15 protein-coding genes and 1 tRNA gene are annotated in these 17,753 nt (G+C 64.5%); 11 read left to right on the top strand and 5 right to left on the bottom strand.

Going from position 1 to position 17,753, the window contains the following annotated elements; translation table 11 throughout:
- Positions 1-66 precede the first annotated feature (66 nt).
- Both OIK44_RS20205 and OIK44_RS20200 read left to right on the top strand, forming a co-directional pair.
- A complete protein-coding gene (locus tag OIK44_RS20205) occupies positions 67-375 on the top strand; it encodes a DUF485 domain-containing protein (protein WP_273673377.1) in 309 nt (102 codons plus the stop codon).
- The gene (locus tag OIK44_RS20200; protein ID WP_273673376.1) at positions 372-2,036 is read left to right on the top strand and encodes a cation acetate symporter; all 1,665 of its coding nucleotides are present in this window, start codon (positions 372-374) and stop codon (positions 2,034-2,036) included. The genes OIK44_RS20205 and OIK44_RS20200 overlap by 4 nt, the downstream gene beginning before the upstream one ends.
- A gap of 72 nt (positions 2,037-2,108) precedes the next feature.
- On the opposite strand, the gene OIK44_RS20195 is transcribed toward OIK44_RS20200, so the two are convergent.
- Positions 2,109-4,508 (bottom strand): sensor domain-containing protein, encoded by a 2,400-nt coding sequence (locus tag OIK44_RS20195; protein ID WP_273673375.1) that lies wholly within the window; start codon positions 4,506-4,508, stop codon positions 2,109-2,111.
- A 299-nt stretch (positions 4,509-4,807) separates the two neighbouring features.
- On the opposite strand from OIK44_RS20195, the gene OIK44_RS20190 reads away from it, so the two are divergent.
- The 9 genes from OIK44_RS20190 to OIK44_RS20150 all read left to right on the top strand — a co-directional run bounded on the left by OIK44_RS20190 (position 4,808) and on the right by OIK44_RS20150 (position 12,964).
- Complete coding sequence (locus tag OIK44_RS20190; RefSeq protein ID WP_273673372.1) at positions 4,808-5,557, top strand: iron-containing redox enzyme family protein; 750 nt, start codon at positions 4,808-4,810, stop codon at positions 5,555-5,557.
- Between the two features lie 122 nt (positions 5,558-5,679).
- Positions 5,680-6,009 carry a CzcE family metal-binding protein gene (locus OIK44_RS20185; protein ID WP_273673369.1) on the top strand — a complete coding sequence of 110 codons (330 nt, stop codon included), beginning with the start codon at positions 5,680-5,682 and terminating at the stop codon, positions 6,007-6,009.
- A gap of 188 nt (positions 6,010-6,197) precedes the next feature.
- Complete coding sequence (locus OIK44_RS20180) at positions 6,198-6,320, top strand: hypothetical protein (protein ID WP_273673368.1); 123 nt, start codon at positions 6,198-6,200, stop codon at positions 6,318-6,320.
- 47 nt (positions 6,321-6,367) lie between these two features.
- Complete coding sequence (locus tag OIK44_RS20175; protein ID WP_273673367.1) at positions 6,368-6,928, top strand: hypothetical protein; 561 nt, start codon at positions 6,368-6,370, stop codon at positions 6,926-6,928.
- Positions 6,929-6,931: 3 nt separating this feature from the next.
- The gene (locus OIK44_RS20170) at positions 6,932-7,168 is read left to right on the top strand and encodes a hypothetical protein (protein ID WP_273673366.1); all 237 of its coding nucleotides are present in this window, start codon (positions 6,932-6,934) and stop codon (positions 7,166-7,168) included.
- 178 nt (positions 7,169-7,346) lie between these two features.
- A complete protein-coding gene (locus OIK44_RS20165) occupies positions 7,347-9,845 on the top strand; it encodes a DUF4238 domain-containing protein (RefSeq protein ID WP_273673365.1) in 2,499 nt (832 codons plus the stop codon).
- Positions 9,846-10,117: 272 nt separating this feature from the next.
- Positions 10,118-10,204, top strand: a tRNA-Leu gene (locus tag OIK44_RS20160).
- A gap of 593 nt (positions 10,205-10,797) precedes the next feature.
- The gene (locus OIK44_RS20155) at positions 10,798-12,024 is read left to right on the top strand and encodes a PepSY-associated TM helix domain-containing protein (RefSeq protein WP_273673576.1); all 1,227 of its coding nucleotides are present in this window, start codon (positions 10,798-10,800) and stop codon (positions 12,022-12,024) included.
- Between the two features lie 130 nt (positions 12,025-12,154).
- Positions 12,155-12,964 carry a hypothetical protein gene (locus OIK44_RS20150; RefSeq protein WP_273673364.1) on the top strand — a complete coding sequence of 270 codons (810 nt, stop codon included), beginning with the start codon at positions 12,155-12,157 and terminating at the stop codon, positions 12,962-12,964.
- Positions 12,965-12,976: 12 nt separating this feature from the next.
- On the opposite strand, the gene OIK44_RS20145 is transcribed toward OIK44_RS20150, so the two are convergent.
- From OIK44_RS20145 to OIK44_RS20130, 4 genes are read right to left on the bottom strand one after another with little or no spacing between them, the layout of a single operon-like run.
- Positions 12,977-14,599, bottom strand: coding sequence for a hybrid sensor histidine kinase/response regulator (locus tag OIK44_RS20145; protein WP_273673363.1), 1,623 nt, complete (start codon positions 14,597-14,599; stop codon positions 12,977-12,979).
- A 4-nt stretch (positions 14,600-14,603) separates the two neighbouring features.
- The gene (locus tag OIK44_RS20140) at positions 14,604-15,041 is read right to left on the bottom strand and encodes a response regulator (protein WP_273673362.1); all 438 of its coding nucleotides are present in this window, start codon (positions 15,039-15,041) and stop codon (positions 14,604-14,606) included.
- Complete coding sequence (locus OIK44_RS20135) at positions 15,038-16,933, bottom strand: PAS domain-containing protein (RefSeq protein WP_273673360.1); 1,896 nt, start codon at positions 16,931-16,933, stop codon at positions 15,038-15,040. The genes OIK44_RS20140 and OIK44_RS20135 overlap by 4 nt, the downstream gene beginning before the upstream one ends.
- Before the next feature lie 9 nt (positions 16,934-16,942).
- Positions 16,943-17,662 (bottom strand): substrate-binding periplasmic protein, encoded by a 720-nt coding sequence (locus OIK44_RS20130; protein WP_273673359.1) that lies wholly within the window; start codon positions 17,660-17,662, stop codon positions 16,943-16,945.
- Between the last annotated feature and the right edge of the window lie 91 nt (positions 17,663-17,753).

Genomic DNA, 17,753 nt, shown 5'->3' with positions numbered 1-17,753 from the left:
CGGTAAGGCAGCCGCTTTACGCTGACCTTAGCCTCAACGGGGCACTATAAAAAACTGGAGACAAGCATGCACGACGATATGGTTCAAAAAATCAAGGCGGATCACGGCTATCAAAAACTGGTGGCCACGCGCTCCCGCTTCGGCTGGACGCTGACCTGGATGATGATGGCGGTCTACTACGGCTTCATCCTGCTGATCGCCTTCAACAAGGAGTTCCTGAGCACCCGCATCGGTGCCGGCGTGATGACCTGGGGCATGCCCTTGGGCTTGTTCGTCATCATCTTCACGGTTCTGGTCACGGGCTTTTATGTGCGGCGCGCCAACAGCGAGTTCGACGAGCTGACCGCCGCCATCCGCCAGCGGGTGCTGGCATGATTTCCCGGAAAAGCAGTTGCGCCGCGCTGGCGCTGTGGGCCGCGGCCGGCGCCGCGCTGGCCGCCGGCGCCGACCTGGGCCAGGCCGACAAGCAGGCCACCAACTGGACCGCGATCCTGATGTTCGGCGCCTTCGTCGTCTTCACGCTGTTCATCACCAAATGGGCCGCCGCCAAGACCAAGTCGGCGGCCGACTTCTACACGGCCGGCGGCGGCATCACGGGCTTCCAGAACGGCCTGGCCATCGCCGGCGACTATATGTCGGCCGCCTCCTTCCTGGGCATTTCCGCCGCCGTCTTCCTGAACGGTTACGACGGCCTGATCTACGCCATCGGCTTCCTCGTCGGCTGGCCCATCATCACCTTCCTGATGGCCGAGCGCCTGCGCAACCTGGGGCGCTTCACCTTCGCCGACGTGGCCGCCTACCGCTTCAAGCAGGCGCCCATCCGCATCTTCTCGGCCTCCGGCACGCTGGTCGTGGTGGCCTTCTACCTGATCGCTCAGATGGTCGGCGCCGGCCAGTTGATCAAGCTGCTGTTCGGTCTGGAATATTGGATCGCCGTGGTGTTGGTGGGCTCGCTGATGATGATTTATGTGCTGTTCGGCGGCATGACGGCCACCACCTGGGTGCAGATCATCAAGGCCGTGATGCTGCTGGCGGGCGCCTCCTTCATGGCCTTCGTCGTGCTGGCGCAGTACAACTTCAGCCCGGAGGCGCTGTTCGCCAGCTCCGTCGACATCCACGCCAAGAAAGAGGCCATCATGGGGCCGGGTACCTTCATCAAGGACCCGATTTCGGCGATTTCCTTCGGCATGGCGCTGATGTTCGGCACGGCCGGCCTGCCGCACATCCTGATGCGCTTCTTCACCGTGCCCAGCGCGAAAGAGGCGCGCAAGTCGGTGTTCTGGGCCACCACCTGGATCGCCTATTTCTATGTGCTGACCTTCATCATCGGCTTCGGCGCCATCGTGCTGGTGAGCACCAATCCGGAGTTCAAGGACGCGGCCGGCAAACTGCTGGGCGGTAACAACATGGCGGCCATCCACCTGGCCAAGGCCGTCGGCGGCGACGTCTTCCTCGGCTTTATCTCGGCCGTCGCCTTCGCCACCATCCTGGCCGTGGTGGCCGGCCTGACGCTGTCCGGCGCCTCGGCCGTGTCGCACGACCTGTACGCCACCGTCTTCAAGAAGGGCAAGGCGAGCAGCGCCAGCGAACTGCGCGTCTCGCGCCTGACGACCGTCGCGCTGGGCGTCATCGCCGTGGCCCTGGGCATCCTGTTCGAGAAGCAAAACATCGCCTTCATGGTGTCGCTGGCCTTCGCCATCGCCGCCTCGGCCAACTTCCCGGTCCTGTTCATGTCGGTGCTGTGGAAGGATTGCACCACGCGCGGCGCCACCATCGGCGGCTTCCTGGGCCTGGGGACGGCGGTCGGCCTGACCCTGGTGTCGAAGTCGGTGTGGGTCGACGTTCTGGGCCACACGGATGCCTTGTTCCCGTACGCGTCACCGGCGCTGTTCTCGATGACGGCCGGTTTCGTCGGCATCTGGTTGTTCTCCATCCTCGACAAGAGCCCGCGCGCGCGCCTGGACCGGGCAGGATACGAGTCGCAGCAGATGCGCTCGGAGACGGGCATAGGCGCGGCCACGGCCGCCGCCCATTAGCAGCGGATTTTTCCGCCACCGCAAGCCACCCCGGGCAGCCCTGCCTGGGGTTTTTTTTGCGCCGGTTGCGCCTCAGCCCTGCGGCGCGCCGAGCATCTGCTCGAACGCCGACAGGCTGAGGGGTTCGCTGAAGTAATTGCCCTGCATTTCGTCGCAATCGTTCGCCTTCAGGAAATTCAGCTGGCTGCGCGTTTCCACCCCTTCCGCGATCACATTGATGTTCATATTGTGGCCGATGCCGATCATGGTTTTCGCCATCACGCCGTCCGTGTTCTGGTCGCTGATGCTCTCGATGAAGGATTTCGGTATCTTCAGGTGGTTGATCGTCAGCGTTTGCAGGCTGCTCAGGCTGGACATGCCGGCGCCGAACTCGTCTATCGTCAGCTTGATGCCCATGCGCTTGATCTGGCTGAATACGTCGCGCGTCAGTTGCGGGTTGCGCAGCAGGCAGGCTTCCTTGACCTCCAGCTCGAACAGTTCGGGCGACAGGTGGAAGTCGTTGAGCTTCTTGCCGATCAAGTCGATGTAATTCTTTTGGTTCAGCTCGCGGAACGAGACGTTCATCGACAGCGCCAGTTGGCGGAAGCCCAGCGCGCTCAGGCGCTGCAGGATGGCGCAAATCGAATCGATGACCCATTCGCCGAGCGGGACGATGAGGCCGTTTTCCTCGGCCTCGCCGATGAAGGCGGCCGGCAGCAGCACGCCTTGCTCCGGGTGGCGCCAGCGCAGCAGCGCCTCGGCGCCGACGATCTTGCCCGTTTTCAGGCAGATGCGCGGCTGAAAGACGAGGAACATCTCATTGTTGTCGATGGCGTTGCGCATGCTCGTTTCCAGCTTGTTCTTCGCCTCCGTCGTCAGCTTCATATCGGGCGAAAAGAAATGCACATCGTTGCGGCCGGCCGCCTTGGCGTGGTACATGGCCACGTCGGCCGCCTGTATCAGTTCGAGGACGCTGGCACCGTCGTGCGGGAAGATGCTGACGCCCATGCTGGTGCTGATGTCGATCTCCTTGCCGCCGACCACGGCCGTCTTGGCCATGTCGTGGCGCAGGCGCTCGATCATGCGCAAGGTGAAGCGTAGCGAGGGCTGGTTGTCGAGCACGAGGACGAACTCGTCGCCGCCCAGGCGCGCCACCGTGTCCGTGTCGCGCACCGACGATTGCAGGCGCCGCGCCACCACGCGCAGCACTTCGTCGCCGCTGTCGTGGCCGAGGGTGTCGTTGATGTCCTTGAAATTGTCCAGGTCGATCAACACGGTCGCCACCAGCGTCTTGTTGCGTTGCGCCAGGTGCAGCGCCTGGTCGAGCCGGTCCCACAGCAGGCTGCGCGTGGCCAGGCCCGTCAGCACGTCGTGGTTCAGCGCGTGTTCGAGGTGGGAGGTGCGGTGTATGCTGGCCGTGACGTCGTTGATGACGCCGATGAAATGCGTGGCCTGACCTTTTTCGTTGAGCACGGGGGTGATCGTCAAGTCGTTCCAGAACACCTCGCCGTCCTTGCGCAGGTTGCGGAAGATGACATGGCTTTCCTGGCGCGCATGGATGGCCACGCGCAGCTTGCTGCGCTCGGCCTCGTCGAGGCCGGGGGCGGCCATGAAGCGCGAGTCGCGGCCGAGCACCTCGGCCGCGCGGTAGCCGGTGATGCGCTCGAACGCCAGGTTCACGTATTCGATCAGGTTTTCCGCGCCGGCGCAGCGGGTGATGACGATGCCGTTGCCGCTGGCGTGCAGCGCCCGTTCGCGCAGGCGCAGCTGTTCCTGCTGCTTGCGCAATTTGGAGATGTCCAGCCCCATGCCGCACACATAGTAAACATGGTCGATCTGGAAGCGCGCCCCGGAAAAGAGATAGGGCGCGCTGCTGCCGTCCTTGGCCAGCAGATTCGCCTCCACCACCTGTTCGCCGTCGTGCTCGAAGACGGCCCTGATCTTGCTGCCGACGGCGCCGCGCTCCTCGTCGCTGAACATGTCGAGCACATTGTAGCGCAGCAGCTCCTCGCCGCTCAGTTGCGTCGCCTGCTCGACCCGCTTGTTCCACATGACGATGTGGCCGGCCGGATTGATCACGTAGAAGGTGCCGGCGAGGAAATCCACCATTTCCTTGAGCGGCATGCGGCCGACCAGCTCGTGCTCGGACATTTCGCCGCAGGGCGCCGCCGGCGCCAGGACGACGTTGTAGTGGAAGAAACGCCCGGCCTTGCCGAACTGCGGCATGAAGGCCAGCTTGAACGGGCAGAGTTGGCCATCGGCCATGAGCAGCTCGGCCGTCATGCTGGCGCCGTCGTCGTCGTCGCGCGCCTGCCGCAGGCGATCCTCGTAGGTTTTGCGGAGCGGCTCGGGCAGCAGGCTGGCGAAGGGGCGCAGCAGTATCTCTCTGTCGGTATAGCCGAGCAAGCGCTGGCAGGCAGCGTTCCATCCCGTGACGTTGCCTGCCGCATTCAGTGAAAATGCGGCGGATGGAAAATCTATTGTCGTCATCATGTTTCCTCGTTGGGGGGCACGAACCAGGACGTCGCGTGTGCGCCAAAACGATAGACCTGCGATACGGCAGCGGCGTTCCCGGTGGCGCACGTTTGACGGGGGCGCGCTGAGTTAAATCAGCAAGCCGGTAGCGCGGGGTAGGCAAGGGCGGCGGCGCGACTGGGCCGATGCCGGGGGCGCGGGGAAAAAATCCTAAACGGCGGAACTTGTTCCCCGTTCCGCCGGTCAAATGTCGTTCTCGGCGCCAACCAGTCGCGGCGCTGCCGACTTCACACCTTTTCCAATTGTGGGAGCACGCTATGCAGAACAAGGAATTTCAACGAACCGGGCCGCTGATGGATTTGCACAGCTACCCCGCGTGGGCGCAGGACATGATGCAGGCCACGGTGGCCGCAAAAGAAAAAGTTGTCGGCCACGAGCTGTTCGCGATGATGCGCGAGGCCAGTCTGCCCGCCGGCGCCACCTACCAATTCCTCGTCGGCGGCTGGCCCGTCATCGAGCAGTTCCCGCAATACATGGCCGTCAACCTGTGCAAAATACAATATGGCCGCTCGCCCGGCGAGAACATGGCGCGCCGCTATTTGATGCGCAACATCCGCGTTGAGCAAAACCATGCCGACCATTGGGTCGAATGGGCCAAGGCTTGCGGTATCGGCATGCGCGACCTGTTCGACAGCCAGGCGCCGGTGGAAAGCCAGGCGCTCAACCACTGGTGCTGGCACAGTTGCGAACGGGCGTCGCTGGCCACCAGCATGGCCGTCACCAATCTGGCCATCGAAGGCTCGACCGGCGAGTGGGCGACGCAGATCTGCTCGACTGACACCTACGAACAATCGTTCAGCGCCGAGCTGCGCCGGGCGGCGACGCGCTGGCTGCGTTTGCACGCCCAGTACGACGACACCCATCCGTGGGAGGCGCTGGAGATTATCTGCATGCTGATCGGCCGCCAGGCCGAGTCGAAATACGTCGACATTCTCGTGCACGGCATCTCGAATAGTTACCAATACATGAAGCTGTCGCTGGACCGCTCGCTGGCGCTGGCCGGCTGAGCGGGGTGGGGCGCCGTAGTCCGGCGGCGGAACCAACAAACGCCGGCCTTCCTCTAATGGCAGTAATGCGGGGGCGCGCGGCGCGCCGGCATCCTGTTTTCCTGTCAGATAGGAGGCATGCTATGAAAACCAATCTGCTTCTTCCGTCGCTACTGGCCCTGGCGCTGGCGGCCGCCGGCACGGCCCGGGCGGCGGTGCGCACCGACCTGATCGGTGAACCGGCGCCCTTGTCGGCCGCCACGCGCACGGTCTGGATCCAGCCGGGCACCCGCTGGGTCAACGTGACTGGCGGCGAGGTCGTCAAGTTTGTCGTCGGCGACCGGGCGTTTGCGTGGAATTTCAACGGCGCCGATCTGGTGCGCGGGTTCGACCTGAGCCAGATCGCGCCGCGCGGCATGCTGAGCCAGCCGGTGAGGGGCTATGTGGCGGCCAATCCCCTGTACGTGGATTGACGGGCGCGGCGCCAAGCGCTGACGGATACTTGAGTTCGCGCAGCTGTTTGGCGATCCGGGCGGCGGTCAACACTGCGCCGGCCGGAAAGTCGCGCAGGAAGTCAGGTGTCCCGTCTTCGAGTACGCAGCCGCGACTCAAATACGACGCCCGCTTGTCTGGTTGAGCTGGATTTTCAGGCGGTGACGGCATGGACAAGCTGGTGACCGTCTACGCGCTGGGACCGCAGATGATCACACTGCTCGGCATGCCAAACGAGCTGTTCCGGGCTGGCAAGCTGACGTCGCGTGACCTTGTTGACATGCGCAGCTGATGAAGACCGATTAAGCTCGACGCGCTGTGGGGCAGTACAATGGGGAAATGCGCACTTTTAACCAACCGCAGGGCAAGTTTACTATCTATGACCCTGGCTATGTGCGTGTCGCGGCTGACGTGTCAACGCCAGCGCGTGCTGCAGCGGTAACGTTTGAAGAGACAATTCGACGCGATAGCAACGAGACAGGTGCTTTCTTTCGGCCAAACGGGGCGATGATAACGAAACGCTCGGGCCAGCCAGATCAGGTCAGGTTTCCGTCCGCCGATCTTGTTGGCACGGCGGGCGGACTGTTTACGCATAACCACCCATCAGGTTTGTCATTTTCATCTGCCGACGTCGAGAGTGCTGCCGGGCTCGGACTATCTGAAGTCCGCGCGGTATCCCCGGGGTACAGGCACATCATGACGCCTGTTGGAAATTGGCCCACTGAATCCGCAATACAACGGGCTTATCATATTGAAATACAGGCCGCCCAAGCGGATGTTGATAAAATGGTGAGGGCTGGCGAGTTGTCGGTTAGCTACGCAACAGTCGAAATCCATCATCGCGTGTGGGAATTGGTTTCCGCAAAGCTTGGTTTGAATTACATCCGAGAGGCATCGTAGAAAATGATCATCGATATGAAAATGCCGTCTCTTGAGGAGATATTGGCACGCTCTACCGTGCCAGAAAAACATACCACGGATGTGATTGTTGGCGTTGGCAGCTTGGTGTTTTGGAAGCGCCGCGCCGACCTCGACGGATCGGAGGGTGTGACATTTTTCGATGGTGACATGCGCGACGTGCTGGAGTCTGATGATCCGCGCATCATTGCCGCGTTGGAGCGTGAGCACGCGCATGGCTGATTTGTACTAGCTCAGACTTTACCTGACACGAACTGTCAGATGAGTTAGAGTTTTGAAGCGTCGCTATCGGCCAGAATCAGCCGCTCGACGATGTCCGCTCTGCCGCGTCTTAATCTGGTGAGCATCAAGTCCGTAACGGTTGTGTGATAATCCACGCAAAAGCCAACCAAGTGAGCGCATGACCGACCAGCAGACCAGGAACAACCATTATGTCCCGCAGTGGTATCAGCGCGGTTTCCTCGCTCCCGGTCAATCCCGACTCTTTCATCTCAACCTAGCTCCGGATCGCAATACGCTGCCTGGCGGTCGACAAGTGCCGCATCATGCGCTTCGTGAGTCGGTCACCAAGAAATGTTTCGTCGAGTACGACCTATACACTACGCATTTCGGTCCGATCATCAACGACGATGTCGAGAAGTACTTGTTTGGTGCCATCGACGACCAGGGGGCGATAGCACTCCGGGCCTTCGCGCTTGGAGATCACGCCGATGTGCACGAATCTTTCCAGGACTTCTTCGAGCACATGGCAGCGCAGAAGCTGCGCACGCCCAAGGGTTTGGACTGGATTCGCTCGTGCTACGGCGCTCTGGACCAAGTCGATCTGATGGTCGAGATGCAGGCTTTGCGCTGGATGCATTGCACTATGTGGGTCGAGGGTGTGCGGGAGATCGTCTCGGCACACGACTCGGATGTGAAGTTCATCCTGACGGACCACCCAGTGACGGTCTACAACGCGGCGGTCGATGCTACGTCTGAGCAGTGCGCCTACCCGCATGATCCGATGGTAGCGGCCGTTGGATCTCAAACAGTGTTCGCGTTGGATGCCAACACCTGCCTGATTCTCACTCACCTGGAATATGCTAAGGAGCCAGATCAACCAGACCTGACGCGGCTACGCACGAACGCCCGACACCTGGGCGTCGGCATGACGCGCACCGACGCCTTCATCCGAGACCGACGACTGAGCCGGGAAGAGGTGATCGCAATTAACCACTTGCTCAAGTCGCGGGCGAAGCGCTACATCGCAGCCGCCGACAAGACCTGGCTCTACCCGGAGCTGGAGTTCAAGGGGGCATGGGCCCAGATTGCCAAGGTGCTGCTACCTAAGGACAACCTGTGGCACTTTGGCGGGGAAATCTACGTCGGCTACAAGGACGGAACGTCTGGCTATTGGGACGAACATGGCCGTACGTCCAAGGCCCATGAATTCCTTACGCGCGAGTCCCCCCGCAAGAACATCGGGGCCAACGACTTCTGCGGATGCGGCAGTGCCTACGCGTTCAAGGACTGCTGCCAGCGGCTGCCAGCCCCAGAGCGCCCGTCGTGGGAGGTCTACGGCCTGCGCGAGCGCAACCTGATGTTCTGCAACGAGGTTAAGGGTATCCTGGGGCTGTCTGACGGAGCGTCCTGGGTGGACCTGCGCCGCAACTTGAGCGACGAGCAGGTCAAGCGTATCCATCGCGCGTTTGCGAGCTTGTGGCCCGAAGACACCGATCTGGCCTCCCTGCTACCGAAGCCTAACCCGAAAGTCCTGCGCTCGGTCTACATGGGCTTCAGCGATCCGCGCACCGTCGAGGCGACGGTGCTGGGCTGGCTGCCGTTTGTCGATGAGATTGTGCTCGTGAATCCATTCTTCCTGGGCACGCGCATGAAGCCCGAGTTCAGCCCCATCGAGTCGCCCACCGGCCACAAGATGCAGACGCTCAAGAACGTCGTGCTGCTCCTGGTGCTGGAGCCGTTTATCCGCGCCGGCCTCGTGCATCTGGTGCCCGATCCCGGCGAGGTCAGTGCCCCTCTCGGCCATCATGTCCGGGAAGTGCTCACGCGACGTACCGACGGATGGAAGCCCCCTAAGGGCGGCGGCCTGCACCGCTTCCTGAAACTCGCGGAAGAGGAAAAGCAGCGCGTCGTCTGGATGCTGCCAGAGGCGTATCAGCGGCGCTTCATTGCCGACCACATGCCAGAGGCAGACGCCGATATGACGGATCGGCTAATCGCGTACTTCAAGCGCCAAGCCGAGGCCGATCCCTACACGCTGCTGCAACCGCTTCCCGCAGGCAAGGACGGTGCGCAGAACCAGATCTTCAAGGGGCTGAGTATGGACGCGGCTCTGTATGTGGCGTCGCTGACCGGTTCGATTATCCACGTTGACACGGAGGCGCACTGGGCGCAGCTTCTGAAGGACGCTCAACCTGGTGGCGCACCGTCGCAGTCCACATGGGAGCCCGTGCGACGGGCCTTGGGCGAGATCTCGTTCCCGGTGGAACTCAACTCGCAGCGGGTGGCGGAAGGCATCGCTAGCGGCAGCCGCCTGCCGATCGGGTCGCTGCTGCGGCGGCTGGCCGAATCGGTCTCTGCCCCGGGAGGCAGGTCCGACCCCAGCGTGCTGGCCAAGCATATGCGCCAAGCGCGCGGCAAGGTCGAGCGGACGGGGAAACGCACGGGCGACAGTACCCTGATTCCCGCACGTCTTGAGCTGCACGTGCCACCGGCGGGATTTGCCCGTCACGAGGTGCAGCGATTGCTCGTAATGTTTGCCGGCGCGACCCGACCTCGGTCGATTCCGTACGCGCTGCGCTTGGTGTTCGACGAGCCTGAGGATGACAGCGGAGATACTTCAGAACAGAACGTTGCGGCTGGTGGAGCCGCCCGTTCACGCACCCGATCGCGTCGCTAAAGTCCATGCCACACCGGCAGACAACAAGACGATGGGAGGCAACCTTTTGCCTAGTTGATCGCATGACCGCTTTGAGGCAACAAGGCTGGCAACCGAACTTCCGCTTGGGGCGGAAGCTGCCGATAATACGACGCCGCGTGTCCAATCAAGTCTGAGCTAGTACAGCTGATTGCGACGCCAAGTTGTTGCTGCGTGCGCCATTGGTCTCGTCGATATGATCGGGGATAGCTATGGTGATATTCCAGCAAGCTGTGCTAGAATCTCGCCTCGCTGCCCGGATGGTGAAACTGGTAGACACCCGAGACTTAAAATCTCGTGCTCGCAAGGGCGTGCCGGTTCGATTCCGGCTCCGGGCACCAGCGAAAATAAGGCTTCCAACGATAGTATTCACTATCGCTTTAGAAATTTCAGTTCCGCAAAAACCGATTCGTTCCGCAAAATTTAAATTTGCGCATCCTATTGCTCGTCAAAATACATCTCCAGAAGCCACGATATCGTGGGTATTTAATATTGGAGTAGTGATATGAGCAATAAAAATTCTCCCTACCTCCGTTTCCATATGTCGAGTCACGGTTAGTCGTGCCAGTGTGCCGGCGTTTTGCCGGCCACACGTTTCCTCTCCAGCGGTGTTAAATGGTACGGAGCAGGCCGTCAAGAAGGCATACAAAAGTGCCGCCAAGCCCGGCTGCCGATATCTTGGCCAGCTTGGGGACGAGGTCGTTAACTGTCAGAGGCTTGAGTGCTACGGCACGGTGAATGGCGGCGGCGCCGTTGCGCCGTGCTCGCTTATCTCCTACAATGAGAATTATTCGCATTTGACCAGGTCGATGCCTTCATCGCCGTTTAACCAGCCAGGTTGCCGCCTCCCAGCCAGTAACGGAACACTTATTGCCGGAGCCGCCGCATGCCACCCCCTATCTCTTCCTCCGTCCGCTCGACGGGCAAACTGACGTTGCGTCCCGCGCTGGTCGTGCTGCACCGCTGGTTCGGGCTGGCCGCCGCGATCTTCCTGTTCATTGCCGGCGCCACCGGCGCCGTCATCTCCTGGGACCACGAGCTGGACGCCTGGCTCAATCCGCAGTTGTTCGAGGCCCGCAGCGGCCACGACGGTAAGGCGCAGATCGGCGGCCTGGAACTGGCGCGCCGCGTCGAGGCGGCCGACGCCCGCGTGCGCGTCGGCTATGTGCTGACGGCGGCCGAGCCCGGCCACACCTCGCAGTTGCAGGTCGAGGCGCGCATCGACCCGGCCACCGGCAAGCCCTATGTGCTGGGCTTTAATCAGTTGGCGCTCGACCCCGCCACCGGCCAGGTGCAGGGCCGGCGCGAGTGGGGGGCGGTATCGTTGCAGCGGGAAAACCTGCTGCCCTTCCTGTACAAGCTGCACTACACCATGCATATCCCCGATGGTTGGGGCATTGAGTTCGGCATATGGTTGATGGGGATGATCGCCGTCGTCTGGGTCGCCGATTGTGTGATCGCGCTGTACTTGTCCTTCCCCAACTGGCGCAGCTGGCGCAAGTCCTTCGCTTTTCGGTGGCGCCAGGGCGGGCACAAGCTTAATTTCGACCTGCACCGCTCCGGCGCCGTCTGGGTGTGGGGCTTGCTGTTGCTGTTGGCCGTGACGTCGGTGTCGATGAACTTGAATCGCCAGGTGATGCGCCCCGTCGTCGAGGCATTTTCCACGCTGACGCCAAACGCTTTCGACAGCCGCACGCCGCGCCCGGAGGACAAGCCGATCGAGCCGCTGCTCGGCCGCGAGCGGGTGATGCTGCTGGCCCAGGCGGAGGCGCGCCGGCGCGGCTGGACGGCGCCGGCCGGCGGCATCTTCTATTCGTCGGCGTTCGGCCTGTACGGCGTCGGCTTTTTCGAGCCGGGCAAGGACCACGGCGACGGCGGCCTGGGCAACGCCTGGCTGTATATCGACGGCATCGACGGCAGTCCGGCGGGCGCCAGCGTGCCCGGCACCGGCAGCGCCGGCGATATCTTCCTGCAGGCGCAGTTCCCGCTGCATTCGGGCCGCATCATCGGCCTGCCGGGGCGCGTGATGATTTCCGCGATGGGCGCGCTGGTGGCCATGCTCAGCGTGACCGGCGTGGTGATCTGGCTGCGCAAGCGGCGCGCGCGGATGGCGGCGGCGCAGCAGCCGGCGAGGACGCCCGCGCAGCGCGCGGCGGCCTGACGCCGGCCGCAAACCGGCGGGCTTGGCGTGGATGGGCGCGGCGCCGGCAGTGTGGCGGCGTCCGAATATGGTGTAGCATGCTGGCGGCGCGGCAGCGGCTGCCGTCCGCGCCCGTTTACCAAGGACAATCATGGATATCACAATCAACGAGGTGCTGCGCTCCTACATCGACCCGCTCACCACCAGCGAATACACGGCGCTGGAACGCAGTCTGCTGGCCGAGGGCTGCCGCGACGCGCTGGTGCTGTGGAACGATGTGCTGATCGACGGCCATAACCGCTATGCGATTTGCCGCAAGCACAATATTCCCTTCAAGACGGTGCAGAACACGGGCTTCGAGTCGCTCGACGACGTGATGCTGTGGATGATAGACAACCACCTGGCGCGGCGCAGCGTGTCCGATTTCCAGCGTGGCGTGCTGGCGTTGCGCAAGAAGGAGATCGTCGCGGCGAAGGGCGTCGCGCCGGCAGCGGCCGAGGATGGCGCCGAGCCGGCCCGCGCCGGCGTGCAGCCCCTGAGCACCCGCGAGGATATCGCCAAGGCGGCGCGCCTGAGCAGCAACCAGATCGGCCAGATCGAAAAAATCCAGAAGGCGGCCACCCCGGAGTTGGTCGAGGCGGTGCGCTCGGGGACGATTTCGATTAACGCGGCGGCCACCGTCGCCTCGCTGCCGCAGGCGGAACAGGTCGCCGCCGTGGCTGGCGGCAGGAAGCAGTTGCAGCAGGCGGCCAAGGAAATCCGCGAGCAGCGCGCGGCGACGCGCCCGCCCAGGGAGCCGAAGGAGGCGAAGGAGGGCGCCGCCCCCGACCAGGCCGCCGAGCCGAGCGAGGCCGAGCGGCTGCGCGCCGAGGTGGCGCAGTTGCGCGGGCGCGTCGCCGCGCTGCAGACGGAGAACGCCGTGCTCAACGAGCGTATTGCGGTGCTGCTCGACGGGTCCTGAATGCGCCCAAGGTCAGTGCGGCGTTATCGCCGGCAGCGAGAAGTGCAGTTGCACGCCCTCGCCGCTGTCGCTTTCCAGGCGCAGGCGCCCCTTGAAGATGGCTTGCACGAGGTTGTGCACGATCGACAGCCCCAGCCCGGAGCCGCCTTGCCCCAGTTTGGTGGTGTAGAAGGGCTCGAATACCTTGTGGTGCAGCGCGCGGGCGATGCCGTGGCCGTCGTCGCTGTAGTGTAGTTCGACGATGCCGTCCTGCAGGGCCGCGTCGAGGACGATGCGCCCGCCGCTCTTGCTGTCGAAGCCGTGGGTGATCGAGTTCATGATGATGTTGTTGATGATCTGTTCCAGGTGGCCGGGAAAGCTGTCCATCTCGATGCCTTCCGGGATGCGCAAGTCCACCGTCGCCTTGGCCCGCCGCGTCACGGCGCCCAGCGCGTTCAGGCTGTCCTGCACCGTGGCGCGCAGGTCGAAGCGGCGCCGGCGCTGGCTGGTCTGGTCGACCGACACCCGCTTGAAGCTGTCGATCAGGTCGCTGGCGCGGTTGCCGTTGCGGACGATGATGTCGCTGGCGTCGCGGCATTCGGCCAGCAGCTGGACCATGCCGGAGCGGGTCAGCCTGCCGGCGTCGACGCCGTCGGCGATGGCGCGCAACTGGTCGCCCAGCGCCGACGCGGCCAGCACCATGTTGCCGATCGGCGTGTTCAATTCGTGCGACACGCCCGCCACCAGCGCCCCCAGCGAGGCCAGCTTTTCCGATTCGATGATTTGCGCCATCGCCTGGCGCAGTTCGCGGGTGCGTTCGTCGACGCGGCTTTCCAGTTGCTCGTTGAGCTCGCGCAGCGCGTCCTCGGCGCGCTTGCGCTCGGACAGGTCGACGTGGGTGCAGATCATGCGCAGCGGCCGGCCGGCGGCGTCGCGGCTGACGATCATGCCGTTGTCGAGCACCCATTTCCAGCTGCCATCCTTGCACAGCGCGCGGTGCTCGTTCTTGTAGCGCTGCATCGCGCCGCCGAAGTAGTCGCGCATCGCCGCCTGCACGCGCGGCAGGTCGTCCGGGTGGATCAGGCGCTCGCGTCCGCTCATCGTCTGCTCGACCTCGCCGGCGGCGTAGCCGTGCATCGCCGTCCAGCATGCCGAGTACAGCACCTGGCCGCTGGGGATGTCCCAGTCCCAGACGCCGTAGCCGGCCCCTTCGAGGGCGAAGTTCCAGCGCTCCTCGCTGGCGCGCAGGGCTTCGGCGGCGCGGCGGTGCTGGCGGCGCTGCTCGGCCTCGTTGATCTCGCGCTTGACGGCCGGCGCCAGCCGCGCCAGGTCGGCCTTCATCACGTAGTCGTGCGCGCCGGCCTTCATCAGCGCCACCGCCGTCTCCTCGCCGATGTTGGCCGAGACGACGATGAAGGGCAGGTCGGCGCCGACGTCGCGCAGGTAGGCCAGCGCCGCGTTGGCGCTGAAGCCGGGCAGGTTGAAGTCGGACAGCACGACGTCCCAGGCGCGCCGCGCCAGCGCCGAGCGCAGCGCGGTTTCGCAGTCGACGCGCTCGGCGTCGACGTCGAAGTCGGCGCGGCGCAGGCAGCGCAGGATCAGTTCGGCGTCGCTGACGCAGTCTTCGACCAGCAGCACGGCAAGGGGGGTGCTCATCGCCTCACGCTCCGTTCGGGCTTTCGTTGATCACCAGCCAGTATAGGCCGAGCCGGCCGATCACGTCGGCAAACTGGTGGAAGTCGACGGGTTTGCGGATGTAGCTGTTGACGCCCAGGTCGTAGCCGGCGGCGATGTCCTGCTCCTCGCGCGAGGAGGTCAGGATCACCACCGGCACGCGGTGGCTGCGCGGGTCGGCGCGGATGCGGCGCAGCACGTCGAGTCCGCTCAAGCCGGGCAGTTTCAGGTCCAGCAGCACCAGCACGGGCAGCGTGCCGTCGCGGCCGGCGTGGACGCCCTCGGCGTACAGGTAGTCGAGGCCCTCCTGGCCGTCGTTGGCCACCACCAGCGCGTTGGTGATGTTGCTCTTCTTGAGGGCGCGCTCGGTCAGGCCGACGTCGCTGGGATTGTCCTCGATCAGCAGGATCGCTTTGGCACTCATGGCTGGTCCTTCAGGGTGAAGTAAAAGGTGGCGCCGCTGCCGATGGCGGCCTCGCCCCAGACGGCGCCGCCGTGGCGCTGGACGATGCGCTGCACCGTCGCCAGGCCGATGCCGCTGCCGGGGAATTCGCTGGCCTTGTGCAGGCGCTGGAACACGCCGAACAGTTTTTGCGCGTACAGCATGTCGAAACCGGCGCCGTTGTCGCGCACGAAGAAGGCGCGCGCGGCGGGCTGGGCGCCCGCGTCGGCGGCGCCGGCGCGGCCGACGGCGATACGCGCCGGCGCGCGCCCGGCGCTGAATTTGGCGGCGTTTTGCAGCAGGTTTTCCAGCGCCACCTCCAGCAGGCGGCAGTCGCCGCTGGCCGCCAGCCCCTCCTCGATGTCGAAGACGAAGGCGCGCTCCGGCTCGCGCTCGGCGATGCGCGCGGCGATCTGCCGCGCCATCGCCGTCAGGTCGACTTCGCGCAGTGTCATGGCCGCGCGTCCCAGGCGCGAGAAGTGCAGCATGTCGTCGATCAGCCGGCCCATGCGCTGCGATTCGCCGCGCACCCGGTCCAGGTACTGGCGGCCGGTGGCGTCGAGCCGCTCGCCGTAGTCTTCCTGCAGGGCCAGGCTCCAGCCGTCGATGCCGCGCAGCGGGCTGCGCAGGTCGTGCGAGACGGAGTACGAGAACGCCTCCAACTCCTTGTTGGCCAGCTCCAGCTGGGCGGTGCGCTCGCGCACCTGGGCTTCCATGCCGGCGTTGGCGGCGCGCAGCGCCGCGCGCGCCTGCTCGGTCTGCGCCAGCATGGTTTGCACGGCGTCCTCGGCGTTGCGGCGGGCGCTGACGTCGGTGTGCGTGCCGATCATGCGGAGGGCGCGGCCGCCGGCGTCCTTGGCCACGACCATGCCGCGCGCCATCACCCACTTCCAGCTGCCGTCCTTGCAGCGCATGCGCTGCTCGATGCTGTAGGTGTCGGTCAAGCCGGCGAAATTGGCGTCCAGCAGCACCTGCGCGCGGCGCAGGTCGTCCGGGTGGCACAGCGTCGTGTAGGTGTCGAGGTGGTTGGCCAGTTCCTCGTCGCGGTAGCCGAGCATCTCCTTCCAGCGCGGCGAGTAGATGACGGCGCCGCTGGGGATGTCGAAGTCCCAGACGCCGTCGCCGGCGCCCTCGAGCGCGAACTTCCAGCGGAACTCGCTTTCCTGCAGGCCGCGCAGGGTCTGGTCGAGGCGCGCGCGCATGCCGTTCAGCGCCGCCACCATATGGTCCAGCTCGTCGCCGGCGCCGCCGCGCCGCCGCAGCGCCAGCGCGTCCTCGGCCGGCCCGGCGAACAGCCGGTCCGAATACGCGGCGATGCGTTTCAGGTGGCGCCCCAGCAGGTACTGGAACAGCACCAGGATGAACAGCGAGACGAGGAAGGTTTTGGCGGTTTGCGTGACGAGGATGACGATCACCTTCTCGCGCAGGCGCCGGTAGACGCCGTCCAGGCTGGCGACCAGGCGCACCTTGCCGATGTAGACGGCTTGCCCGCGGTGCGTGAAGCGCAGCGGGAATTCGCGGCTGAGGATGGCGCCGGCGCCCGGCTGGCCCGCTTTGGCGACGAGCTGGCCCACCTCCGAGCGCACTTCGGCGTATTGCAGGTCGGGCAGGCGCATCACGCCCTGCAGTTGCAGCTGCAAGTCGTTGTTGCTGGTAATCCACAAACTCGATGCCAGGCTGGCCGCGTAACTGGCTTCGACCTGGCCGAGCTGGGCCGCGATGTCCCTGACGTCGCGGCGGTATTCGAGGGCCAGTTGGAAGGCCGTCGACAGCAGGGTCACAAGCGAACTGAACAAAAGAATCAGGATGGCGAAGCGGCGCCCCAGGTGGCTGCGCGCCAGTTCGCCTAACCACGGGGGCGGCAGCGCGCGCACGGCCCGCCCCTATTGCGCGTAGCGGCGCATCACGGCGGCGACGATGCGCCCGTGCGTGCCGTCGCGCTTCATGGCGCGCAGCGCCTCGGCCAGCCGCGGCGCCAGCGCGGCGTGGCGTTTGTGCAGGTAGAGGAACCAGTCGCCTTCGACCAGGGCCGGCTGCATCATGGCGATGCCCTGCAAGTCCATACTCTTGATGAAGTGCAGGCCCTCGAATTTTTCGATGACGGCGACATCGATGCGGCCCAGGTCGAGCATGGCGAAGAGCTGGCGCCCCGTTTCCAGCTTGAGCAGCGAGCGGCTGCCGACGATCGTGCGTTCGAGGATTTTCCAGCCGGTCAGGATGCCGACGTCGTAGGGGCGCAGACTGGCCGTCCCGGCCACGGCGAACGGCGCCTTGCGGCTGAAGGCCACCATCTGGTAATACAACACCGGCTCCGGCACGCGCACCAGGTTGGGGTAGGCTTGCTCGATGCCGAACACGCGCGAGACGTCGCCGTCGTCGATGCCGCTGTTGGCGTTGAGCAGGCCGCGCTCGGCCGAGGCGCTCTGGATTTCGACTGCGACGCCGACGCGCCGGAACAGCTCGGCGTACAGCAGGTCCAGCAGGCCGTCGCCGGCGGGCGCCGTGATGGGGGCGGTGAAGGCGGAGTTGAGCACCAGCGGCGGCGCGGACCGGGCCGGCGCCGCCGCCAGCAGCACGCTCAACAGGAAGAGTAAGGTTTTCATGGTCCGCCCCCGACATGCAACAAATCTTGCATTACAACACCCACTCTCCACTGATTTGCGGAGCGTGTCAACAGCGGAAAACGGCGCGGAC

This window comes from Janthinobacterium fluminis (assembly GCF_028595325.1).
In the GTDB taxonomy this organism is placed as follows: Bacteria; Pseudomonadota; Gammaproteobacteria; order Burkholderiales; family Burkholderiaceae_D; genus Janthinobacterium; species Janthinobacterium fluminis.
The sequence above is the reverse complement of the archived record's forward strand: the minus strand, read 5'-3'. Positions and strand labels throughout refer to the sequence as shown.